This is a genomic window from Thermoactinomyces sp. CICC 23799, from assembly GCF_016055145.1.
Lineage (GTDB): Bacteria > Bacillota > Bacilli > Thermoactinomycetales > Thermoactinomycetaceae > Thermoactinomyces > Thermoactinomyces intermedius.
The window spans coordinates 75,868-98,070 of sequence record NZ_JAECVV010000005.1; the positions used below are offsets into that span (position 1 = coordinate 75,868).

Sequence of the window (22,203 nt, forward strand, 5' to 3'; positions counted from 1 at the left end):
TTCGTCTCGGATGGGTGACGATAAAAGGCGTTTTTTTCTCTCGCCCAAGGGCCCAAATTTGGGAGGGAGTTTTGATGTCGGGAAAAAAAGTGACCAAACGAACGTTGCTCGGCATGAAGCAAAAGCAAGAGCCGATCGCCATGATTACAGCTTATGATTATCCTTCGGCGCGTCTGGCAGAGGAAGCGGGAGCTGATATTTTGCTGGTGGGCGATTCTTTGGGAATGGTCGTTTTGGGATATGATTCGACCATCCCCGTGACGCTGGATGATATCTTGCATCATACCAAAGCGGTGACCCGGGGAGCCAAAAAAGCCATGGTCATTGCCGATTTGCCGTTTGCAACCGCTCATCTGCCGGAAGGGGAAGTGTTGAAAAGCGCAGCCCGCCTGATGCAGGAAGGACTGGCTTACGGGGTAAAAATGGAAGGCGGCATCGAAATTGTTGACAAAGTCAATCGTTTAACCATGGCAGGGATTCCCGTGATGGGGCACCTCGGTTTGACCCCTCAATCAGTGAATCAATTGGGCGGGTATGTGATCCAGGGGAAAGATTTGCCTGCGGCGAGACGTTTGCTTGATGCGGCGCAACGGTTGGAAGAAGCCGGAGCATTTGCCATCGTGTTGGAATGTGTTCCGGAAGAATTGGCGGAACTGGTGACCCAAAAGGTGGGGATTCCCGTAATCGGAATCGGTGCAGGACGCCATTGCGACGGCCAGGTTTTGGTGTATCATGATTTGTTGGCCATGGCCGGCGACTTCCGGCCATCCTTTGTCAAGGTTTATCAAGATGCCGGGGAAGTCATCCGGAAAGGGATTGCCGCCTATGTGCAAGAGGTGAAAGAGAGAAGCTTCCCGGCGGAGAAACATGTCACTCACTTAAAAGATGAACTGATTCATGAATTATACGGATCAAGTGAAGGAGAAACGGACCAATGAAAATCATCCAAACGGTCGCTGAAATGCGAAAGGAATTAAAAAAGCAAACCGGGACGATCGGTTTTGTGCCGACTATGGGCTATTTGCATGAAGGCCATCTCAGTCTGGTGGAACGGGCAAGGAAGAAAAACGATGTCGTGGTCCTGTCCATTTTTGTCAACCCTTTGCAGTTTGGCCCCAATGAAGACTATGACCGGTATCCGCGGGATCTCGACCGGGATGCCGGACTGGCCGAAAAGGCCGGAGTGGACTTCATTTTTCATCCGGATGTCCGGGAGATGTACCCGGAGACACCGCTGACACAAGTGAATGTGACACAAATTACGGAACGGTTATGTGGAAAGAGCCGGCCCGGTCATTTTGCAGGTGTGGCCACAGTGGTCAGCAAACTGTTTCACATCATTCAGCCGGACCGTGCTTATTTCGGGTTGAAAGATGCTCAGCAAGTGGCCGTGATCGAACAAATGGTCCGGGATCTCCATTTTCCGGTTACGATTGTCCCTTGTCCGATCGTCCGTGAAGAAGACGGTCTGGCCATGAGTTCGCGAAACGTTTATCTGTCTCCGGAGGAAAGAGAACAGGCGCTGGTGATTTCCCAAGCTTTACAGCAAGCCAAAGAACGGGTGGAAAAAGGTGAACTGGTGGAAGCCCGCGATGTCATCCGGTTTATTTCGGAACGGATTGAAACCCGGCCGCTGGCACGCATCGAATATGTGGAAGCGGTGAGTTATCCGAAATTGGAACCGGTGGAACGGTTGGACCGCCCGCCGGTCTTGGTAGCGGTGGCCGTTCACTTTGGAAAGACGCGTTTGATCGATAACTTTTTGTATGAAGGGAAGGGGGAGTGAAACATGTTCCGGTACATGATGAAAGGGAAAATTCATCGCGCCACGGTAACAGAAGCCAATTTGAATTATGTGGGCAGCATCACGATTGATGAAGAAATCTTGGAGAAAGTGGACATTTTGCCCAATGAAAGAGTCCAAGTGGTCAACAACAATAACGGAGCCCGTCTGGAGACATACGTGATTCCGGGGGAAAGAGGCAGCGGAGTGATTTGTTTAAACGGGGCGGCTGCCCGCAAAGTGCAACCCGGGGATCAGGTGATCATCATGTCTTATGTGATGTTGGAAGAAGAAGAGGCCCGGAAACATCAGCCGAAAATCGCCATCATGGATGAAAACAACCGGATTGTGGAATTGATCGGGAAAGAGGTTCACGGTGTTGTTTTGTAAACCGGGCCGATCCTGTTTGAAACCCATCCATGCCAATGGTTTGAAACTCCCGCATCTTTGATGCGGGAGTTTTTTTGTGAAAAAAGGTATGGAAAAGGAGGCGCGGAGTTAGGCTAACTACATAAACGATGTTGTGGATGGAGGAGAAAAAATGGTTCATCAACAATGGCTGAAATGGGCGGAGTCCGCGATCAAAGAGATTGAAAAAAATTATTCCCAAAGCCCGGCATCCAAGCGGCCGGTATGGCGCCGGCGTTTCATGGAAATCAAGCGTTCTTGCGATGAGATGTTGGAAGCCTGGGCGCAAGTGGAAGAGCAATTGGCGGAACTGACGAAGAAATGTCCCGGTTTATCGTCATCGGTCCAGGAGTTAGAAGAAGAGTTTTGGATAAACGAATCGGCCGTGCGGCAGTTTCGCCAGGGACAGGGATATTACGGACTCACGATGTTTCAAGAGGCGGGAAATATTTTTAAAAAGGTCATCGATGATGAACCGGATTTTTTATTGGGCCGGATTTATTACGGACTGACGCTGTTCCATGAAGGAAAGTTTACCGAAGCGAGCCGTCAATTCCAATTGACAGCCAACACGGCAAGGCATGAGGCGTTTGCCGGTTTTGCCCGTCACATGCTGGGATGTATTGCGGTGAAGGAAGGAGATGACCGCGCGGCGATCCGTCAGTTTAAAAAAGCGGTGGAGCTCATGTCGGACCACAGCGACGCCTGGTTCAACATGGGGGTTTGCCACTACCGTTTGAAGGAATACCATGAGGCCATTCCTTGTTTTTATCAGGCGTTGTCGACCAATCCCGATGATTGGGAATCCATGTATTATCTTTCGAATTGCTACCGTGAGATCAAGGAATGGGGAAGTGTTTCTTTCTGGCGGTTGGCCACCTATGAAAAAACCAAACATCCGCATGTGTTGGAATCGATTGCTCATGATTATGAAGAAATGGGTTTGCCGCACAAAGCTTTGGAATGGTACCGGCGTTTGGCCGCGAAGCATCCGAAGCATCCGGGAGCCTATCATGGAATGGCGTGGAATCTTTTTTTAACCGGAAAATCGGATGAGGCTTTCAGTTGGATCAAGAAGGGGTTGTCCTTGTTTCCGAAACACTCGGGATTGTTGTTGGCTTATGTTTGGATGTGTATGGATGTCCATGACCATCACCGGGCGGAAAAAGCGTTGAATGCCTTGCCGGATGAGGTGGCAGAAGAACCTGTGTGGACGGCGGTGCGTTCCAGGCTTTCCATTCATACCGGAAATGTGAATGAAGCTGCCGATTTGGCCGAGAAGCTGTTACAACAAGAGAATTCGTCGATCCGGGCGATGGGACATTATCACAAAGGAAGGGCTTTGATGGAAAAAAGGGATCTTCAGGAAGCGATCCGGCATTTCCGTCAGGCTCAAAAGTTGGTTTCATCTTGGAAAGATCCGTTGTTTTTTGAAGGGATTTGCCATTTGATTGAAGGACATCCGGATGCCACCCGTAATTGCTGGAGTCAGTTATCTTTAAAAAAATGAGGTGTGAGTCATGCATACCATGTGGAAAGGATCGATCAGTTTCGGTCTTGTCAATATCCCGGTGAAAATGTATGCAGCCACCGAGAGCAAAGACGTTCGTTTCCGTTACCTTCACAAAGAATGCCGGACACCGATCAAAACCGTGCGGACTTGTCCGCATTGCCAGCGGGAAGTTCCTTGGGATGAAGTGGTGAAAGGCTTTGAATACGCAGATGGAAAGTTTGTGGTGCTTGAAAAAGAGGAGCTGGACGCGATTGCGCCGGATTCCGACAAGGCCATTGAGATTTTGGATTTTGTCGAGTTGAAAGAAATTGATCCGATTTATTTTAACAAAACCTACTATTTGGGGGCACAGGATGAAAACAACAAGGCTTATGCCTTGCTTCGGAAAGCGTTGGAAGAAACCGGGAAGATCGGGGTGGCCAAGGTGACGATCCGTTCCAAACAATCCTTGGCCGTGATCCGGATTTACCGGTCCTGCCTCGTGATGGAGACCATTTTTTATCCGGATGAAGTCCGGAACATCGAGGAAGTTCCGTATGTGCCCGACAATGCAAAAGTGACGGAAAAAGAATTGAAAATGGCGACCCAATTGATTGAACAATTGACCACCAAGTTTGATCCCGAAAAATACAAAGATGAATACCGGGAAGCTGTCCAATCCGCCATCGATAAGAAAATCAACGATGAAGAAATCGTCGAAGCCCCGCATCGCCGACCGGAAAAAGTGGTCGACTTGATGGAAGCGCTGCAAGCCAGTATCGATGCCACGAAAGGAAAAAAAAGGGGCCGCAAGAAGAAAGCTTCTTCCTAACGGGCATGCCAATAGCGCAGATAAGTTTCCTGTTGGGTGGGGTTTTTGTAAAGAAAACGATGGTTGGCATCATAATGATACTCGTATTGCCGGTAATGTTCCACGATCCAGTAGCCGTTTGCCCCGGTGGGAGCCGAAAGGGTTGGCTCGGCCTCAACCTTTTTGGCTCCCACTTTTTCCATCACATATTCCACCCGGGTCAAGTTTCCGGGTTCGGGCTCGGCGGAGGAAGAGACGGCTTTATCAATCGGAACGAGATTTTTTCCCAGCCACAATCCGCCGGTCATCATGACGGCGATGCCGATCATGGCTAGAAAGGGTTGAAAAAGTGAGGAACGGATCCACTTCATATCAATCCCTCTTTCTTGTTTTTAAGATGTATATGACTTTTTCTCAAACGATAGAATCACCGATTGATCACAGGATGTTTTGTTATAATAAAAGTAAGCAGAAAAAAAAGGAAGGTAGGTATCGATGAAGGTTTCTGAAATGTTAGAAAAATACCGCCGGGATCATCAACATCCGGTCAATAGGGGAACCCATATGATCGGCATCCCGATGATCATCATTTCGCTGCCCTTGTTTTTCTTTCATTGGAAATGGGCACTGGGGTTGTTTGTGACGGGCTGGATGTTTCAGTTCATCGGGCACGCGTTTGAGGGAAAAAAACCAACTTTTTTCTCCAATCCGCTTTATTTGATCATTGGTCCGTATTATTTTTTGCGCAAGCTGCTGCGCAAAACCAAATAATCGCCGCACCGGAAAGCCGGGCGGCGGGATGAAAAAACGGCTCCCCTTTTGGCGGGAGCCGTTTTTTCCATCAACAAAACTGGTCGGTGGGTTTCGGGTTTTTTAATGTAAAGAGCGGCCGCAATTTGACGCCGACATAACTTCCCGATAAAGCAAAGACAGCCCAAACCCAGCCATGCAAGCTGAAAGAGGCGATCCCGCTGAAATAAGCGCCGATGTTGCAACCAAATGCCAGACGGGCGCCATACCCCATGATGATTCCGCCGATCAGTGAAGCGGCCGCCACTTTGGGGGAGATTTTTTGCAGTTTAAAGGTTCCGCTGATGGCGGCAGCAAACAAAGCGCCGAAGATGATGCCAAAATCCATGATGGAGGTGGTGTGCGCCAGGACGGATTCTTTCAAAGCTTGACCGTTTGCTCCGGACCAGTAACTCCATGAAGCCACATCCATTCCGGCTGCTTGCAAAATTTTTGATCCCCAAAGTACAAAGGCCGAAGTGATTCCCCACGGTTTTCCGCTGAAGAAAAGTGTCAGGCCGTTTAAGACAGCCAACAAAACCGCCGCCATCCAAAGCGGCCAGGAACCCCGGATGATCCGTTTCCATCCCCGGGTGGTGGGAACCGGTTTCCGAAGGGGAGCGTTTCTTTTTCTCGAAATCCAAGAGACCGCAAGATAGATCAGCGCGCACACTGTCAGCTGAACCACCAACGCCGGTCCGTATCCCCATCCGGTGGAGGTGGCAAGAGAAAACGCCCCGAAGCTGGGAAGCCCTTGCCAGAAATCCCAATTCCATGCGGCCAAAACCGATCCGATAATAAATCCGGTCAGGGTCAGCAACAAAGAGGATCGTCCTCCGGCGACATGGAACAAGGTTCCGGAAGCGCAAGCCCCTCCCAACTGCATCCCGATTCCGAACAAAAAGGCGCCGACGATCATGGCCGTGCCAACAGGGGACAAGTTGGGTTGCGGAGCGGCGCCGGTCCAAGTGACTCCTGTTGCAAAGATGATGGCAAAAAGGATGCTGGCAACCGACAGCATGACCATATGCGCCTGGATTCCTTGACCCTGCCCGACGGTGAGGAGCTGCCGGAATGCCGAAGTAAATCCAAATCGTGCATGATACAAGGTCATTCCCAGCAAAAAGCCGATTCCGTACAAAAGGCTTTGGTGGGAGCCTTGTTGCCATAAAATGACCGAACCCAAAAGAAGAAACAACAATCCGGATGCCCATGCCAGTCCGTTTTGGACCGAAGGCAAGGGAGAAGGTTTGACCGGACGGGTTGTTGATTTCAATGAAGTCGAAATCATGGCCATCTCCAATCTCTTCCTTTCCGATTAATATAGTTGGTTTTCGGGATAAAAATCATTCCTATGAGTACAATATATTACCATGAAAAATCATTATTGGAAACTGGAATAATCGGTTTAAAAGACCGAAAAAATTTTACAGGCAAGAGCCCGTGATGACGGGCAACCACGAATTATATCCTGCGGAATTCAGGGTGAACCTGTGAAATCATCAGCAGTTGCGGGGATTCCCATTCTCCAAATTGCCCATCGGTACTGACGATGTCTAACTCCGGCCATGGATAGCTTCCATGTTTTTGGATGTATGATTCCACATTGTTCACAGCGAATTTTAACATGATTTCCGCGTATTTTTCATGCTTCTTGGTATAGTACACATTTACCCGGACATGCCGGACTTGATCCGAAATCACCTGATAGCCGGGATCCATGTGGATGAAAAAATCACGGACTTGTTTAGCTTGATAGCGGTGTGTCGCCAGGTTTCCTTGCACCAATGGCGATCCGATTTCGATCCCGGTGGCGGCAATCACTTGATGCTTGTCGGTTGTCAGAGTCAGATCATAGTTTCCGGGAAGATTATAAAAACTTTCTCCATAAGAAGAATAAGGGTCCACATTCCATTTCTCATGATCGTAAACAGCCAGCACCGGCAACCAATTTTCCAGAGAGGTCGTTGTGTGATGCCATCCGAAACGGCCTTGGTCATGAGGGATATTGACCTCAAAGTCCATGGAAACCGTTGCGCTTTGTTTGGATAGAAGTTGGAAACCCGTGATATGGAGGGCAGTGTGGTTTTTGATTTGAAATCCGGCTTTTCTTCCATTGACCCGGACATGGCTGATGGTTGTTTTTCCACCTTTTTGCTGATAAGTTTTGGCATTTCCCCGGAGATGAAAGTACACTTCTTGCATTTCCTGCTGCAGATGGTTGGTAAAAGTGACGGACAGTTTGCCCCGGATGCGGTGATTTTGGCTGTCATAGAAAAGGTTGACCCGGTAATGGGGGGATGAGGGTCCCAGAACTTGTGCGGTCTCCGTTTTTTGATTGAAATGTCGGATCTGTTGAACCGGGGTGCCGGCCGGTTGGCTGGCCTTTGCAACTTGTGGATTGGCATAAGCCCAGGCAGGTGAAAAAGCCATGCTGATGGTCAGTGCCAAGGCATTCATCGATCTCCGGTTCATGGAAAGCGTCCTCCTTCATAAAACAATACAAAGAAATATATTCTATACTAAAATGATTTATCCCTTTTTTACAGCAATTTGTCGAAATCTTAAATGAAACAGTTGTCTTCTGTGTTGGCGGGCGTTTGGTGCAGGATTTTCCCAAGGGATTCACGGTTTGTTTTTTGATTATTTTCTCAAGAAATATTAAACTTAAAAATATGAATATATTGGCCGAATTCAAAGTTGAAGGATCGGCAGGAGTGGATCTGACCTGAAGAGGAGGATGATGAATGAAACTGATTCCCCGCATTGACAGTGTGTTGATGAGAAGAAGGGAAGAAGGTTGGAAAATCTGCGGAAAAAAACCGAGTCAGACCGCTTTGGCCCGGGCGTTGGGGGTTCGCAAGCAACAGGTTTCTTTGTGGGCCCGGGGCGGGGCGATGCCAAGACCGGAAACGATTTTTCATATGTCCCGGTTGCTCGGGGTTCGTCCGGATGAATTATATGAATTCATCCCGCCGACGGAGGAGGAGCAATTACAGCTCGTCCGGGAATATGACAGAAAAGAAATGAGAGATATTTTGCGACGGCGGGAAAATAAAATCAAGGAATTGCGCTCCAAAGGATACAATGATGAAATGATTCAAGAGCATATCCGGATGCTGGGTTTGGGAAAATATGATTCCCTGCCGGAAAAAAGAGTCAGTCAGTGAACAAGGACCGTTTGGACAGACACACGGCAGTCGGGAACGGGAGACGATGAATTCTGTTCGCGGATGAATGACAAAATTTACGGAATAATCGGGGATCCGTCTGTACTTTAATGGAAAGCACGGAAAAAGGATTCCCGATCGTCGCCGTCTTGTCAAAAAAAAAAGATCCTCAATGGATTCCATGAACATGTAAAGACTGCCTGTCGCCAGCAGGCCCAAGATCCAAGGAACCACCGGAAGGTTTACAAACACTGCCCGAATGGCCATGAGGGAAAAAAACATCGCAGACAAAAAAAGAAAGGTGTAAAGGAAGGAGGCGATCAACATAAAAGGGAGACTCCTTTATCGGTAGCTCTTTATTATTATAGCAAAACAGGATAGATAATTTAGAAAAATCTGTCAAAAGAAAACAAAAAAACTGCCCGGAACAGGCAGCGTCATCGTAATTATTTTTCTGTACTTTTTCTCACGAATTGATAGCTGATGAGCAAGATCAAGAGCCAAACAGGTCCCACAATCAAAGCAATCCGTGTTTCAGGGTTGAAGGAGAGCAAGAAAGCCACAAGGACCAGGAACAAAATAGCGATCCAGTTGGTGACGGGGTAACCCGGCATTTTGAAATGGACTTTTGCATGGTTGGCTTTTTTACGGAACCGTAAATGCGCATAAAGAATCATTCCCCAGGTCCAAAGCGCACCGAAAGTGGCTACGCTGGTGATATATAAAAAGGCTTTCTCCGGAATGACATAGTTTAACAGAACCCCGATCAGCAGGACCGCTGCAGACAACGTGATGCCGCGGGCCGGAACTTTTCGCGAGTTCAATTGTCCCAGGGCACGTGGGGCATGTCCGTCTTTTGCCAGTGTGTAAAGCATGCGCCCGGTGCTGAAGATCCCGCTGTTACAAGAAGACAGAGCAGCCGTGAGGACAACAAAGTTAATGATGCCGGCGGCAGCGGGAATCCCGACTTTTGTGAAAATCAGTACAAAAGGACTGTTTTCATCACTCATTTGGTTCCAAGGATACAGGGACAAGATGATGGCCAAGGCTCCGATGTAGAATATCAAAATCCGCCAGATCACACTGTTGATGGCTTTTGGAAGGGTTTTCTCCGGATGTTTTGCTTCTCCGGCGGTCACCCCGACCAATTCCACTCCCAAGAAAGAAAACATCACCATTTGCAGGGCCAACAGGACACCGGCAATGCCAAAGGGCATAAACCCGTCATTGGCCCACAGGTTTGAAAAACCGACGGCTTCCCCGCCGTTTCCCCATCCTGTCGTGATCATAATGAGACCGATGATGATCAGGGCAACAATGGTGGCCACTTTGATCAAAGCAAACCAAAATTCGATTTCCCCAAATAATTTGACCGTAATCAAGTTGACAATATAGACAGCCAAAAGAGCTCCGAGTGCAGGAATCCATTGCGGCACTTCCGGAAACCAGTAACGGAAATAAACACCCACCGCGGTAATTTCGGCCATTCCCGTTACCACCCACATAAACCAGTAATTCCAACCGGTGAGAAATCCGGCCCAAGGTCCCACAAATTCCGTCGCATAGGTGCTGAATGATCCGGCAACGGGTTTAAAAAGGGCCAATTCCCCCAACGCTCTCATCACTAAAAAGATCATGAGACCGCCTAGTGCATAAGAGAGGATGATTGCAGGTCCGGCTGTTTGAATCGCCTGGGCTGAACCGAGGAAAAGCCCGACACCGATGGCCCCGCCGATTGCGATTAATTGAATATGCCGGTCACCAAGCCCCCTTTCTAATTCATTAACTGGATTATTTTTTTTGCTATCCATCAAGTTGCCTCCTTGAAATAAAGGATTGTATTAGTATAATGAATGTTTGATATAGAACATTGTAAATGAATTTGTTAGCGTTTTCAACTGAATCGATGACCGCAAGTTTCTGACGGAGGGTGAAGGTGATCCAAAGGATCACCGGGATCAAAGCTTTTTGACCAATTATTATTTGATTAATTTGTTCAATTCTTCCGCTGTTAATTCACGATATTCCCCGGGAGCCAGATCCGGATCCAGTTCCAATGAACCCATGCGGATCCGTTTTAAACTGACCACCTTTTTCCCAAGGGCCCGGAACATTCTTTTAATCTGGTGAAATTTTCCTTCATAGATGGTGATTTCGACGGTGGATCGGGGGCCGGCGTGCAGGATGTGAAGATCCCCCGGCATGGTTGTGTAACCGTCTTCCAATGTGATTCCCGTTTGAAATGCGTGGATATCGTTGTCTGTCACTTCTCCTTCGATGTCGGCAACGTATACTTTCGGAATGTGTTTTTTGGGAGACAAAAGCTGGTGTGCCAGTTTTCCGTCGCTTGTCAATAACAGTAACCCTTCGGTGTCTTTATCGAGCCGTCCGGCCGGAAACGGCGAAAAAACGCGGTGTTCGGGTTCCAACAGATCCGTCACCACTTCCTGCACGGCATCTTCGGTGGCGGACAGAACCCCTTGCGGTTTATTCATCATCAGATAGATGTGTTCCCGGTACAAAACCGGCCGGTGATCGACTTCAATTTCATCTTCAAAGGGAAACACGTGCATGCCGGGGTCAGTTGCGGGTTCATCATTGACCCTGACCCGGCCGGCTTTCACCAGTTTTTTGATTTCTTTGCGGGTTCCGATTCCCACATGGGACAAAACCTTATCCAAGCGTTGTCTTTTCTTTTTCATCTGATTCACGCTCTCTTTCTCTTGATTCACAAAAAACATCATAGCACAAGGGCGGGTTTTCATGCAGTCTGATGCTTACTTTGGTATAGTATCTAATATTTTTTTCTTGTGATATACTGGAGTTTGCAGTTGTGTGATTTCAAAGGAGAGACAAAATGGATATTGAGGTTTACCATGATTTGACCTGTCCTTGGTGCCGGATCGGCCATAAAAATCTCAAAGATGCCATGCAGGAATGGACGGAACAATCCGGCGAACCGTTTGAAATTAAATACCGTTCGTATATGTTATATCCGGAGATCCCGCCCCGTGGCGTTTTGTTTATGGATATGATGGTGCGCAAGATGGGAAACATGTCGAGGGCTTATCAGGCATTGGAACAGATTGCAAGAGCCGGGGCCCCCGTCGGTTTGAAATTCAAGTTTGACCGGATTGAATGGCTTCCCAACACCATGGCGCCGCATATGCTCCTGAAGTGGACCGATCCCGGGAAGAAAACAGAGATGGCTGAAAAATTGTATGAAGCTTATTTTGAAAAAGGGCATAATATTGGTGATATGGACGTTTTGACCGGGATTGCCGAATCTGTGGGATATGATGCGAATGAGGCGAGGGAGGCGCTGCTGGACGAGAGGATCCGGCACGAAGTCGAAAAAGATTTGGAACGTGCCGGGAATTCGGGGATTCAAAGCATTCCTTTTTTTATTATCCAAGGCCGGTTGGCCATGGCCGGGGCGCATCCCAAAGATAATTTTTTGCGGGCATTCCAGGAAGTGAAAGCATCCTGAACAAGGGAGAGCGTTTAACGAGGAGGCCGGAAATCCGTTTGGCTTCATGACGAAAATTCAGTTACAATATGAAGGGATACCGTAATTATTGAAGGTTACATATGTGACATAGATCATCGTTTGGAACAGGGGGTAAACAACATGCAAAAAGTGATTGTATTGGGAACCGGTCCGGCAGGGTTGACCGCAGCCATTTATCTGGCTCGCGCCAACATGGAACCGTTGGTGATTGAAGGACCTGAACCGGGCGGACAACTGACAACCACGACGGAAGTGGAAAATTTCCCGGGCTTTCCGGACGGAATCATGGGCCCGGAATTGATGGATAATATGCGAAAGCAGGCAGAACGATTTGGAGCCACCTTCAAACGCGGCTGGGTGAAAAAAGTCGACTTGTCCAAGCGTCCTTTTCAATTGTTTCTCGGAGAAGATGAAGTGATTGAAACATCTGCGCTCATCATCTCGACGGGGGCAACGGCCAAATTGTTGGGAATTCCCGGCGAAAAAGAAAGCATCGGGATGGGAGTGAGCACTTGTGCGACATGCGACGGCTTCTTTTTCCGCGGCAAAAAATTGCTGGTGGTCGGCGGCGGCGATTCCGCGATGGAAGAAGCCACTTTCCTGACCCGTTTTGCATCGGAGGTCACTATTGTTCACCGGCGCAATGAATTGCGTGCATCCAAAATCATGCAGGACCGGGCACGGCAAAATGACAAGATCAAGTGGGCCATGAACCGGACACCGGTGGAAGTGATCCGTGGGGAACAAGGAGTCAAAGGATTAAAAGTGAAAAATAACGAAACAGGGGAAGAAGAAATTCTGGAAGCAGACGGAATTTTTGTCGCCATCGGACACCAACCCAACACCGGCTTCCTTCAAGGGCAAATTGAGTTGGATGAGTTGGGCTACATCCAAGTGAAGCCCGGAACGACGCAAACCAATGTTCCCGGCGTTTTTGCCTGCGGGGATGTGCAGGACCGGGTTTACCGTCAGGCGATCACGGCGGCCGGAAGTGGTTGTATGGCAGCGCTCGATTGTGAACGCTTTTTGGAAGGGAATGCCGCACAAGACTGGAGCCGGTCGCTGAAATAAAAATGAAGTGGATTCATCACCCTTTCCTTGAAACATTCGACGGGGAAGGGGTGTTTTTTATTTAAAAGATACAGAAAATTTGGTAAAATATAACAAAAAGAATGGCATAAAGAAGGGGATATCCGGATTGAAAAAGAGGTGGATCACTGCAAAGGAAATCAATCAGTTTTGTTATTGTCCCGAGCAATGGAGGCTGGCCAAATTGCACCGGCAAGGGTTGGTCGAAGCCGATGAACAAAAGTTGAAAACCCAAAAACGGCTTTTTCAAAAAGGGAAGCGTTACCACCGGAAGAAAGCCGTTTCGGTGTGGGTGAAAACGAAAGGGACGGATTGGGCAGTGGCGGTGTTGCTTGTCGTGATCCTGTTGTTTGTGATTTGGACGGTGATGAATGCTTGATGGCCATGTTCCTCTCTGTTTTGCTGGTTTTCCTGTTGATTTTTTTACGGTTTTTCTTAAAATCCAAAAGAAGTTTGGTGTATTCAGACGCAACCGGTGCGGGGAAAGTTCTGGTCAACAAAAAATGGGGCATCCGGGGCAAGCCTGACGAGATCTGGAAAATGAAGGACGGAACTTATTTCGTGGTGGAATACAAATCAGGAATGTTAAAAAGGACACACCCCTATGACGGCGACCGGTTGCAATTGGCTGCTTATTTTTTGCTTGTGGAGGAAACATATCAAGCGAAAAAAATCCGGGGGGAAATCCGCTATCAAAACCGGGTGTGCAAGGTGAAGTGGACTCCGCAATTAAAGGAACAATTATTGACAGTCATTCAACAGATGCGGGAAGTGGAGCAGACAAATGAAACCCGGGTGAACATTTATATGCCAAAATGCCGGCAATGTGAATTCTACAAAGTTTCCTGCACCAAAGTGTAGAAAACGGGGGATGGGAAAAGAAGCGGACCCTTTTTTGTCCTTGGAAAATCGAAAACAAGTTTGCAACACAGACAAAACGCTCAAAAAAGAAAAAACAAAACAAATGATGAATGCCATGAATAAATGTTAAATTCATGTATTTGCAGGGATTGCAATAAAAAAACATGCCGAAAAACAAGAAATCAATCCGGACAGGGCTTTGTCAACCCCCGGGGGACCGAGCTTCTTCGAGAAAAAGGAATATCCCGGGTTGAATTTTGCTTCTCGAACGGACAGATGTCATATTAGCTTTTTTTTTGCTGTTTGGCACTATATATTGTGTTGGTTATACTTAGATAGCAACTATATATAGTATGAATGGCAGGTGTTCGTTGTGTTGAAGACGACTCTGGATCAAATCAACCCGTTTCTAAATTTGATGGATGAAGCGTGCCGGCGCTTTCCGCATTTGAATCGGGAAGAATGGCTGAGGGAAGCGGAAACGCAATTGCACGAAAATATGACGGACAAAGAAGTGTTGCAAACCATTATTCGAACCACGGTGGAAAAAACAACGGCGGAAGAGCCGGATTGGCAATTTGTCGCCGCGCATTTGTTGGCCCATGAGTTGTACATGGAAGCGGCCCAGAACCGCGGTTACCCGTCTGCCAGGAAGTATGGCGGATTTTATCCACTGATACATACCTTGACGGAGAAAAAATTATACGGTGCTTATTTGTTGGAATCATACGAAAAGAATGAAATCGATGAATTGGAATCGTACATGAAACCAGAGCGGGATTTGTTGTTTAATTACATTGGATTAAAAGTGTTGTTAGACCGTTATCTTGTGAAGGATTATGACGGACGGATCATGGAATTGCCGCAAGAGCGTTTTATGATCATTGCCATGCATCTGGCGCAAAAAGAAGAAGACCGTGTGGGGTGGGCGAAACGGTTTTATGATGTTTTGTCCAAATTGGAAATCACGGTTGCCACCCCGACGTTGAGCAATGCGGGAAAACCCCTCCATCAGTTGTCTTCTTGTTTTATCGATACGGTGGGGGACTCGTTGTGGTCGATCTACCACACCAATTCGGCGACGGCCCAAGTTTCCAAACACGGAGGCGGGGTCGGCATCTATCTGGGGAAAGTCCGGGCCAAAGGTTCCAAGATCCGCGGGCATCATGGCGCTTCCGGCGGGGTGATTCCCTGGATCCGGAATTACAATAACACGGCGGTGGCCGTTGACCAGTTGGGAGTCCGCCGTGGGGCATTTGCTATTTATTTGGATGTCTGGCATGCCGATATTTTTGATTTTCTCAATCTCAAAACCAATAACGGCGATGACCGGTTGAAAGCCCATGATATTTTCCCGGGCGTTTGCATTCCGGATTTGTTTATGAAACGGGTGGAGGAACGTTGCGACTGGCATTTGTTTGATCCCCACGAGATCCGGGAAGTGATGGGATATTCCATCGAAGATTACTGGGGAAGCGAGTTTGAAAAACGTTACCTGGAATGTGAAGCCCGTCCGGACTTGAAAAAGCAAAAGGTTCCGGCCATTGAGATCATGAAACGGATCATGGTCAGCGCTTTTGAAACAGGAACGCCTTTCGTGTTTTTCCGGGATGCGGTCAACCGGGCCAATCCCAATAAACATCAAGGGATGATCTATTCTTCCAATCTGTGTACCGAAATCTGCCAAAACATGTCCCCGACGGAATTGATCAGCGAGGAGTTGGAAGACGGTGTGATCGTCACCAAAACCAAGCCGGGCGATTTTGTCGTATGCAACTTGTCATCGCTGAATCTGGGACGGATTCAATCCCTTGAAGACATCAAGCGGATCATCCCGGTTCAAATGCGCATGTTGGATAATGTGGTGGATTTGAATATCTATCCGGTCAAACAAGCGGAACGGACCAATAAAAAATACCGGGCCGTCGGCTTGGGGACGAGCGGATACCATCAATATCTGGCTCAGCATCAAATTGTATGGGAGTCGGAAGAACATCTGGAAGAAGCGGATCGTCTCTTTGAAGAGATTGCTTATCAAGCGATCAAAGCGTCCATGGAAATCGCCAAAGAAAAGGGAAGCTATCCTTGCTTTGAAGGAAGCGAATGGCAAACCGGAGAGTATTTCCGGCGGCGCGGTTACACCAGTCCACGCTGGCAACAATTGCGCAAGGACGTGCAAAAACACGGGTTGAGAAATGCGTGGTTGTTCGCCGTGGCACCGACCGGATCGACCTCCTTGATTGCCGGATCGACGGCGGGCATTGATCCGGTTTATGCCAAATATTTTGTGGAGGAAAAACGGGGGGCGGTCATTCCGCTTACGGCTCCCAATTTGTCGCCTCAAACGGCTTGGTACTATAAAGAAGCCCATCGGATTGACCAGCATTGGAGCATCCGGGCTGCGGGGAAAAGACAGCGGCATATTGACCAATCCCAGTCATTTAATCTGTATATCACCCCCGACACATCGGCAAAAGAATTTTTGTCGCTGTATATGGATGCCTGGAAGCATGGGCTGAAAACCATCTACTATGTCCGGAACCAATCCATTGAAGTGGAAGAATGCGTCAGTTGTTCATCCTGAAGAGAAGGGGAAATGAAGAAAATGGAAAAATTGCAACGAAAAAAAATATTTAATGAACACGGGCAACGGGGAACCCAACGCATGATTAACGGAAACACCACCAACCTGAGAGAGTGGAACCGGATTAAATACGATTGGGCACACAAATTGTACCGGACCATGCTGAACAACTTTTGGATTCCCGAGGAAATTCCGTTGGCGGGAGACGCCAAAATGTTCGCGGAATTGAGTCCGGAAGAACGGCGTGCTTTTGACAAAACCATTTCCTTTCTCAACTTTTTGGACTCGATTCAAGGGGAGAACCTGCCGAACATCAATGAGTATGTGACGGCGCCGGAAGTTTGCTCATTGTTAAATATCCAGGCGTTTCAGGAAGAGATTCACGCCCAGTCATACAGCTATATTTTGGACAGTGTTTGTTCGCCGGAAACACGGGAAAACATTTATGATGAATGGCGCAATGATCCACGGCTTTTGGAGCGAAACCGGTTTATTGCCGATTTATATCAGCAGTTTGTGGATAACCGGAATGACAAAAACTTTGTCCGGACGTGCATGGCGAACTTTTTGCTGGAATCTCTCTACTTCTACAGCGGATTCTCCTTCTTCTATGCCTTGGCGCGAAACGGGAAAATGACCGCCACGGCAACGATTATCAAATACATTCAGCGTGATGAACTGACCCATGTGGTGTTGTTCCAAAACATGATCAAAGAGTTGCGCAAAGAAAACCCGGATCTGTTTACGCCGGAATTGATTAAAGAATTGCGGGAAATGACCCGGACTGCCGTACAACATGAAATCCGCTGGGGACAATATATCACCAACAACCACATTCAAGGGTTGAACGATGACCTCATTGACCGGTACATCAAATTCTTGGCCAATGAGCGGTTGGGACGGCTGGGTCTGGAAATTTTGTATCCGGAAATCACGTCCCATCCCATGAAATGGGTGGAAAGCTTCTCCAATCTCAATGCCACCAAAACCGACTTTTTTGAGCAGAAAGTGACCAACTATGCAAAAGCCGGAAACCTGGATTTCAGTGACCTTTAATAAAAAAGAAAGGATTCTGACCATGAATGAGGCCTGGAGAAAAGTCAAAGCATTCCATCAAGCTTACTCGGTTCCGGTCGGCAACCAACCTGGAAAACTGTCTGAAGAACGGGTCGCCAAGCGTAAAAAATGGATGGAGGAAGAATTGAACGAGTTTGCCAAAGCTTCGACCATAGAAGATCAAGCGGATGCCATGATCGATACCATTTATCTGGCGTTGGGCACACTGGTGGAAATGGGAGTGAAGCCGGAAGCAGTTTTTCAAATCGTCCATGAAGCCAATATGAGCAAGTTGTGGCCGGATGGAAAACCCCGTTACCGGGAAACGGACGGAAAAGTGATCAAGCCGCCGGGGTGGAAAGATCCCCAGCCGCGGATCCGGGAGGAAATCCGGAAGCAAAAAATGGAAACCACTGGCGATCCAGCCGGTGAACCTGCAGGTGTTCAAGAAGATTAAATGTCGGAACGAAATGTCGTCTCTTTTATAAGAGACGGTTTCTTTTTTATGGATATATTCTAAATTGAGTTACTTTATTATTTTTATACATATTCCCATCCTGATAATGTATAATCCTCTAAAAGACATTTGTCTTTATAAGGAGGACACCATGAACGCAGAACACAACAGCAATCATCTGAAAAGGGACATCGGATTTATCACGGCATTATCCATTGTAATCGGAACTGTCATCGGTTCCGGGGTTTTTATGAAACCAGGCGAAGTGTTGGCCTCTTCAGGAGATGCAAAGATGGCTTTGCTCGCCTGGCTTTTGGGGGGATTGATCACACTGGCCAGCGGACTGACCGTTGCTGAAGTGGGAGCGCAAATTCCTAAAACGGGCGGGTTATATATTTATTTGGAAGAAACGTATGGAAAGTTTTGGGGATATTTATGCGGATGGGTGCAGACCGTGGTGTACGGTCCGGCGGTCATTGCCGCATTGGGTTTGTATCTGGGTTCATTGATTGTTCATCTGTTTGGCCTGGACGAGTCATGGTTGAAAGGGATCGGCATCGGGTTTGTGGTATTTCTGATGTTGGTGAACATCACCGGAACGAAGTATGGGGGATGGGTGCAAAACATCTCCACAGCGGCCAAGCTGATTCCGATTGTGCTCATTATCATCTTCGGTTTATGGAAGGGAGAACAGTCGATCTTCACCCCGGGGGCTTTTGAGCCGGAAGAATTCAGCTTTGGCGCGGCTGTGCTGGCCACTTTGTTTGCGTATGACGGATGGATTTTGGTCGGATCCGTCGCCGGGGAAATGAAAAATCCGACCAGATTGTTGCCGAAGGTGATTTTTATCGGTTTGGCGGGGGTCACCGTGGTTTATTTGCTTGTCAATATGGCCCTTTTGTATGTGTTGCCTGCAGAAGATATTGTGAAGTTGGGTGAAAACGCGGCAAGTACGGCGGCAACAACGTTGTTTGGCGATTTTGGCGGGATTTTGATCACCATTGGAATCATTATTTCGATTTTTGGTTGCCTGAACGGAAAAATGATGGCTTTTCCGCGGATCCCGTATGCGATGGCCAAAAACGGCCAATTGCCGTTTTCCAAAGGGTTGGGCAAGGTGCATCCGAAATTTCACACGCCTTATGTTTCCATTATTTCACAAGCGGCGATCGCCACGGTTTTCATGCTGATCAGCGATCCGAACCGTTTGTCGGATATCTCGGTATTTTCCATTTATCTCTTTTATATTTTTGCCTTTTTTGCCGTGTTTACTTTGCGCAGAAGAAACAGCGGGAAAGAGCGGCCTTACAGTGTTCCGCTTTACCCGTTGGTGCCTCTGGTTGCCATTGTCGGTTCGATTTACATCATTGTCAGCATGCTCCGGCATGATCCGGTCGGCGGATTGGGTGCAATCTTCATTATGGTCATCGGACTGCCGGTTTATTATTTCTTAAAACGGAGAGCGACGGATCAGGTTTGATTCATGAAAAAAAGAAGGTTCACATCCTGCAGGATGCGAACCTTCTTTTTTCGTATCATGCGACATGACCCCGGCGGCCGGCCCCCAGTCCGGAAAGAATCAAACAGACCGTTGTTGCCAGCAGGAGCACAAGGGACGGAACCCATGAGCGGGTTGCATCAAAGAGATAACCCAGCAGGATCGGACCAAAGGCGGCAAGGAGATACCCGACGGATTGCGACATGCCGGAAAGATTGGCGGCTTCTTTGGCATCAGCCGTCCTCAGTGTGATCAGCGTGAGGGCCAGGCTGACGCTGGCACCTTGGGCCATCCCGATCAGGGCAATACTGATATACAGAAGAACCGGTTCGCTGGTGAACAAACCGATGATTCCCGAAAGGTGAATCAGTCCGATGGCGAAGGCGATTCCTTTTTGCTGGGAAAGCCGGTTGGCCAGAACCGGGGTGGCAAAAGTGGCCGGAAGGCTGATGAGTTGCATGACCGATACCATCCAACCTGCGGTTTCTTCACTGAATCCCCGGCTTTGCATGATGGCGGGAAGCCAGGTGATCGTGCAGTAAAACAGAAAGGATTGCAGTCCCATGAAAATGGTCACATACCAGGCAAGCGACGAACGCCACATCAAGGTGCCGCCTGTCCGGACCGGTTCCGCTTTGGCCGGCCGGATTTGATCTCTGCTTCGGACTTGGGGAATCCAGATACACAAAGCAGCAACGGCCATCCATGCCCAAAAAGAAAGAGAGGATTTCCATCCCCCGTTCAACGCATCCGCCAGCGGAATGCTCACAGCTGATCCGATGGCGGCAAAGGTGTTCATTGAAGTGGTGTAAATGCTGGTCATCCAGCCGGCTTGATCCGGAAATTTTTCTTTTACGATCCCGGGAAGCAGCACGTTTCCGATGGCAATTCCGACTCCGATCCAAACCGTGCCGAAAAAGACGGTGAACACCGTTCCGGCCGAACGGATAAGAATGCCGCATACCAGTGTGAAAAGCCCGATGAAGATGGTTCGCTCATTTCCCCACTTGCGGGATAAAAGCGGGGCCACAAGAGACAGCAGGGCAAAAGCAATCAACGGCAAAGTGGTGAGAAATCCGGCCGTTCCATTGGAGATGTTCAGATCGGCGCGAATCGAATGAATCACGGGCCCGACGGAAGTGATCGAAGGGCGTAAATTAAATGCAACAAAAACAATCCCTGCAATTAAAATGGCTTTTTTCACCGATGATGGCTGATTCATGCTGTGGACTCCTTTTTCGTTGACATTGACAAGGTGAAGATAAAAGAAAAGATGGCATGAGAGACCGCCATCTTCTTTACAAGTCGACTGGAAATATGAAAAGATAAAAGGGTTTATTGATTGGAAGATATTTTAGCAAAGATAATGCAAACTGGCAATGAAAAAGCGGCGTGCTTTATTCGGGCCGGGTATCTGATATGAACGGACATTGCCATCCGATGGACGGATGGGATGCACAGCGTTAAACTTTAGAATGACAAGCAGAACAAAGGAGTTATTCATATGAACGAAGTTACGTGGACCTTGATCAATGCAAAGATTTATGCTGAAAACGGTTTGATACCAAACGGTTTTATCTCTGTGACAAAGGATAAAATATCGGCGATCGGCACCATGGACGATGATGTTCCTCCTTCCGGCGGGTCCGTGCTGGATGTCCAAGGAAGAACCGTGGTTCCGGGAATGATTGATGTCCATATTCACGGTGCCGCCGGGGCTGATGTGATGGATGCCACGCCGGAAGCATTGGATCAAATGGCGGTTGCTTTGGCCCGGGAAGGGACAACCGCATTTTTGGCGACAACGATTACTCAGTCACCGGAGAACATTGAAAAGGCGCTGAAAAATGCCGCGGAATATATAAAGCATCATCAAACCCCGGGCAAAGCAGAATGCGTGGGGGTTCATCTGGAAGGGCCGTTTGTCAATGCCAAGCGAAAAGGCGCGCAACCGTTGGAATTTATCTTGGAACCCGATGTAAAGCAGTTTAAAAAATGGCAGGAGGCTGCCCGCGGAACCATTAAATTGGTCACATTGGCCCCGGAAGAACCGGGCGGGTATGAACTGGCTGCCTATTTGAAGGAGACGGGGGTCATTGCTTCCATCGGCCATTCCGATGCCACCTATGATCAAGTGATGGAAGGAATCGAAGCCGGTATCTCCCACGTCACCCATCTTTTTAACGGCATGCGCGGATTTCATCACCGGGAGCCCGGTGTCGCCGGCGCGGCCATGTTACGTAAAGAATTGAATGTGGAAATGATTGTGGACGGGATCCATATCGATCCGCGCAGCGTGCGGCTGGCTTACCAGCAAATCACGAGTGACCGGATTTTGCTGATCACTGATGCCATGCGTGCCAAATGCATGAAGAGGGGCAATTATGATCTGGGAGGACAAAAGGTCTTTGTCTCGGACCGGGATGCCCGCTTGGAAGACGGTACGTTGGCCGGAAGCATTTTAAAAATGAAGGATGCTGCAAAAAATATGATCGAATATACCGGGTGCACCATGGAAGAAGTGATCCAAATGACCGCTTCCAACGCGGCCAAAGAATTAAAGATGGATGATCGCAAAGGGAGTATCCGGGTCGGCAAAGATGCGGACCTGGTGGTGTTAAATCCCGACTTGGAAATTTACCTCACGATCTGCCGCGGCGAGTTTGCGTATCAACAGACACAGGAGGAATGAAT

22 protein-coding genes are annotated in these 22,203 nt (G+C 48.3%); 16 read left to right on the top strand and 6 right to left on the bottom strand.

Features of this window, described 5'->3' with window-relative positions; genetic code table 11:
- The first annotated feature begins 74 nt into the window (after positions 1-74).
- From panB to ku, 5 genes are all read left to right on the top strand, one after another.
- Complete coding sequence (gene panB, locus I8U21_RS08050) at positions 75-938, top strand: 3-methyl-2-oxobutanoate hydroxymethyltransferase (protein ID WP_181732093.1); 864 nt, start codon at positions 75-77, stop codon at positions 936-938.
- Positions 935-1,786 carry a pantoate--beta-alanine ligase gene (gene panC, locus I8U21_RS08055; RefSeq protein ID WP_198053666.1) on the top strand — a complete coding sequence of 284 codons (852 nt, stop codon included), beginning with the start codon at positions 935-937 and terminating at the stop codon, positions 1,784-1,786. The genes panB and panC overlap by 4 nt, the downstream gene beginning before the upstream one ends.
- 3 nt (positions 1,787-1,789) lie before the next feature.
- Positions 1,790-2,173 (top strand): aspartate 1-decarboxylase, encoded by a 384-nt coding sequence (panD, locus tag I8U21_RS08060; RefSeq protein WP_181732095.1) that lies wholly within the window; start codon positions 1,790-1,792, stop codon positions 2,171-2,173.
- A gap of 151 nt (positions 2,174-2,324) precedes the next feature.
- Positions 2,325-3,701: a tetratricopeptide repeat protein gene (locus I8U21_RS08065; protein WP_181732096.1), complete on the top strand. Its 1,377-nt coding sequence runs from the start codon at positions 2,325-2,327 to the stop codon at positions 3,699-3,701.
- A 10-nt stretch (positions 3,702-3,711) separates the two neighbouring features.
- Positions 3,712-4,515 carry a non-homologous end joining protein Ku gene (ku, locus tag I8U21_RS08070; RefSeq protein ID WP_181732097.1) on the top strand — a complete coding sequence of 268 codons (804 nt, stop codon included), beginning with the start codon at positions 3,712-3,714 and terminating at the stop codon, positions 4,513-4,515.
- Here ku and I8U21_RS08075 read toward each other — a convergent pair.
- Complete coding sequence (locus I8U21_RS08075) at positions 4,512-4,865, bottom strand: hypothetical protein (protein WP_181732098.1); 354 nt, start codon at positions 4,863-4,865, stop codon at positions 4,512-4,514. The genes ku and I8U21_RS08075 overlap by 4 nt on opposite strands.
- A gap of 139 nt (positions 4,866-5,004) precedes the next feature.
- On the opposite strand from I8U21_RS08075, the gene I8U21_RS08080 reads away from it, so the two are divergent.
- Positions 5,005-5,265: an Mpo1-like protein gene (locus I8U21_RS08080; protein ID WP_232337578.1), complete on the top strand. Its 261-nt coding sequence runs from the start codon at positions 5,005-5,007 to the stop codon at positions 5,263-5,265.
- Positions 5,266-5,335: 70 nt separating this feature from the next.
- Here the strand turns inward: I8U21_RS08080 and I8U21_RS08085 are convergent, their stop codons facing one another.
- Both I8U21_RS08085 and I8U21_RS08090 read right to left on the bottom strand, forming a co-directional pair.
- A complete protein-coding gene (locus tag I8U21_RS08085; protein ID WP_181732100.1) occupies positions 5,336-6,580 on the bottom strand; it encodes a YeeE/YedE family protein in 1,245 nt (414 codons plus the stop codon).
- Between the two features lie 167 nt (positions 6,581-6,747).
- A complete protein-coding gene (locus tag I8U21_RS08090; protein WP_181732101.1) occupies positions 6,748-7,758 on the bottom strand; it encodes a gluzincin family metallopeptidase in 1,011 nt (336 codons plus the stop codon).
- A gap of 272 nt (positions 7,759-8,030) precedes the next feature.
- Between I8U21_RS08090 and I8U21_RS08095 the strand changes: the two genes are divergently transcribed.
- Entirely contained in the window at positions 8,031-8,453 is a 423-nt protein-coding gene (locus I8U21_RS08095) for a helix-turn-helix transcriptional regulator (RefSeq protein ID WP_181732102.1), read from the top strand.
- 446 nt (positions 8,454-8,899) lie between these two features.
- Here I8U21_RS08095 and I8U21_RS08100 read toward each other — a convergent pair whose 3' ends face one another.
- Both I8U21_RS08100 and I8U21_RS08105 read right to left on the bottom strand, forming a co-directional pair.
- Positions 8,900-10,264 (bottom strand): amino acid permease, encoded by a 1,365-nt coding sequence (locus I8U21_RS08100; RefSeq protein WP_181732103.1) that lies wholly within the window; start codon positions 10,262-10,264, stop codon positions 8,900-8,902.
- 168 nt (positions 10,265-10,432) lie between these two features.
- Positions 10,433-11,155: a pseudouridine synthase gene (locus tag I8U21_RS08105; protein ID WP_181732181.1), complete on the bottom strand. Its 723-nt coding sequence runs from the start codon at positions 11,153-11,155 to the stop codon at positions 10,433-10,435.
- 155 nt (positions 11,156-11,310) lie between these two features.
- Here I8U21_RS08105 and I8U21_RS08110 point away from each other — a divergent pair, with 155 nt between their 5' ends.
- The 8 genes from I8U21_RS08110 to I8U21_RS08145 all read left to right on the top strand — a co-directional run bounded on the left by I8U21_RS08110 (position 11,311) and on the right by I8U21_RS08145 (position 19,491).
- Positions 11,311-11,943, top strand: a complete 633-nt coding sequence (locus tag I8U21_RS08110) for a DsbA family oxidoreductase (RefSeq protein ID WP_198053667.1) — start codon at positions 11,311-11,313, stop codon at positions 11,941-11,943.
- A gap of 141 nt (positions 11,944-12,084) precedes the next feature.
- The gene (gene trxB / locus I8U21_RS08115; RefSeq protein WP_198053668.1) at positions 12,085-13,035 is read left to right on the top strand and encodes a thioredoxin-disulfide reductase; all 951 of its coding nucleotides are present in this window, start codon (positions 12,085-12,087) and stop codon (positions 13,033-13,035) included.
- Between the two features lie 127 nt (positions 13,036-13,162).
- On the top strand, positions 13,163-13,432 hold the full coding sequence (locus tag I8U21_RS08120) for a hypothetical protein (protein ID WP_049720062.1): 270 nt from the start codon (positions 13,163-13,165) through the stop codon (positions 13,430-13,432).
- A gap of 77 nt (positions 13,433-13,509) precedes the next feature.
- Complete coding sequence (cas4, locus tag I8U21_RS08125) at positions 13,510-13,914, top strand: CRISPR-associated protein Cas4 (protein ID WP_198053669.1); 405 nt, start codon at positions 13,510-13,512, stop codon at positions 13,912-13,914.
- Positions 13,915-14,332: 418 nt separating this feature from the next.
- Complete coding sequence (locus tag I8U21_RS08130) at positions 14,333-16,498, top strand: ribonucleoside-diphosphate reductase subunit alpha (protein ID WP_198053777.1); 2,166 nt, start codon at positions 14,333-14,335, stop codon at positions 16,496-16,498.
- Positions 16,499-16,510: 12 nt separating this feature from the next.
- Positions 16,511-17,554 carry a ribonucleotide-diphosphate reductase subunit beta gene (locus I8U21_RS08135; protein ID WP_255516949.1) on the top strand — a complete coding sequence of 348 codons (1,044 nt, stop codon included), beginning with the start codon at positions 16,511-16,513 and terminating at the stop codon, positions 17,552-17,554.
- Between the two features lie 22 nt (positions 17,555-17,576).
- Complete coding sequence (locus I8U21_RS08140; RefSeq protein ID WP_198053670.1) at positions 17,577-18,011, top strand: pyrophosphohydrolase domain-containing protein; 435 nt, start codon at positions 17,577-17,579, stop codon at positions 18,009-18,011.
- 151 nt (positions 18,012-18,162) lie between these two features.
- Complete coding sequence (locus I8U21_RS08145) at positions 18,163-19,491, top strand: APC family permease (protein ID WP_198053671.1); 1,329 nt, start codon at positions 18,163-18,165, stop codon at positions 19,489-19,491.
- A 55-nt stretch (positions 19,492-19,546) separates the two neighbouring features.
- Here I8U21_RS08145 and I8U21_RS08150 read toward each other — a convergent pair whose 3' ends face one another.
- Positions 19,547-20,731: a CynX/NimT family MFS transporter gene (locus I8U21_RS08150; RefSeq protein ID WP_049720067.1), complete on the bottom strand. Its 1,185-nt coding sequence runs from the start codon at positions 20,729-20,731 to the stop codon at positions 19,547-19,549.
- Positions 20,732-21,013: 282 nt separating this feature from the next.
- On the opposite strand from I8U21_RS08150, the gene nagA reads away from it, so the two are divergent.
- The gene (nagA, locus tag I8U21_RS08155; protein WP_049720068.1) at positions 21,014-22,201 is read left to right on the top strand and encodes an N-acetylglucosamine-6-phosphate deacetylase; all 1,188 of its coding nucleotides are present in this window, start codon (positions 21,014-21,016) and stop codon (positions 22,199-22,201) included.
- The last annotated feature ends 2 nt before the right edge of the window (positions 22,202-22,203 follow it).

Excerpts from the sequence above, each read along its gene's own strand:
- nagA (WP_049720068.1), top strand. The coding sequence starts at position 21,014 with ATGAACGAAGTTACGTGGACCTTGATCAATGCAAAGATTTATGCTGAA.
- I8U21_RS08100 (WP_181732103.1), bottom strand. The coding sequence starts at position 10,264 with ATGGATAGCAAAAAAAATAATCCAGTTAATGAATTAGAAAGGGGGCTT.
- I8U21_RS08095 (WP_181732102.1), top strand. The coding sequence starts at position 8,031 with ATGAAACTGATTCCCCGCATTGACAGTGTGTTGATGAGAAGAAGGGAA.
- I8U21_RS08110 (WP_198053667.1), top strand. The coding sequence starts at position 11,311 with ATGGATATTGAGGTTTACCATGATTTGACCTGTCCTTGGTGCCGGATC.
- ku (WP_181732097.1), top strand. The coding sequence starts at position 3,712 with ATGCATACCATGTGGAAAGGATCGATCAGTTTCGGTCTTGTCAATATC.
- I8U21_RS08145 (WP_198053671.1), top strand. The coding sequence starts at position 18,163 with ATGAACGCAGAACACAACAGCAATCATCTGAAAAGGGACATCGGATTT.
- I8U21_RS08075 (WP_181732098.1), bottom strand. The coding sequence starts at position 4,865 with ATGAAGTGGATCCGTTCCTCACTTTTTCAACCCTTTCTAGCCATGATC.
- panD (WP_181732095.1), top strand. The coding sequence starts at position 1,790 with ATGTTCCGGTACATGATGAAAGGGAAAATTCATCGCGCCACGGTAACA.
- I8U21_RS08080 (WP_232337578.1), top strand. The coding sequence starts at position 5,005 with ATGTTAGAAAAATACCGCCGGGATCATCAACATCCGGTCAATAGGGGA.
- trxB (WP_198053668.1), top strand. The coding sequence starts at position 12,085 with ATGCAAAAAGTGATTGTATTGGGAACCGGTCCGGCAGGGTTGACCGCA.
- panB (WP_181732093.1), top strand. The coding sequence starts at position 75 with ATGTCGGGAAAAAAAGTGACCAAACGAACGTTGCTCGGCATGAAGCAA.
- I8U21_RS08090 (WP_181732101.1), bottom strand. The coding sequence starts at position 7,758 with ATGAACCGGAGATCGATGAATGCCTTGGCACTGACCATCAGCATGGCT.
- I8U21_RS08085 (WP_181732100.1), bottom strand. The coding sequence starts at position 6,580 with ATGGCCATGATTTCGACTTCATTGAAATCAACAACCCGTCCGGTCAAA.
- I8U21_RS08140 (WP_198053670.1), top strand. The coding sequence starts at position 17,577 with ATGAATGAGGCCTGGAGAAAAGTCAAAGCATTCCATCAAGCTTACTCG.
- panC (WP_198053666.1), top strand. The coding sequence starts at position 935 with ATGAAAATCATCCAAACGGTCGCTGAAATGCGAAAGGAATTAAAAAAG.
- I8U21_RS08150 (WP_049720067.1), bottom strand. The coding sequence starts at position 20,731 with ATGAATCAGCCATCATCGGTGAAAAAAGCCATTTTAATTGCAGGGATT.
- I8U21_RS08105 (WP_181732181.1), bottom strand. The coding sequence starts at position 11,155 with ATGAAAAAGAAAAGACAACGCTTGGATAAGGTTTTGTCCCATGTGGGA.
- I8U21_RS08130 (WP_198053777.1), top strand. The coding sequence starts at position 14,333 with ATGGATGAAGCGTGCCGGCGCTTTCCGCATTTGAATCGGGAAGAATGG.
- I8U21_RS08065 (WP_181732096.1), top strand. The coding sequence starts at position 2,325 with ATGGTTCATCAACAATGGCTGAAATGGGCGGAGTCCGCGATCAAAGAG.
- I8U21_RS08135 (WP_255516949.1), top strand. The coding sequence starts at position 16,511 with ATGAAGAAAATGGAAAAATTGCAACGAAAAAAAATATTTAATGAACAC.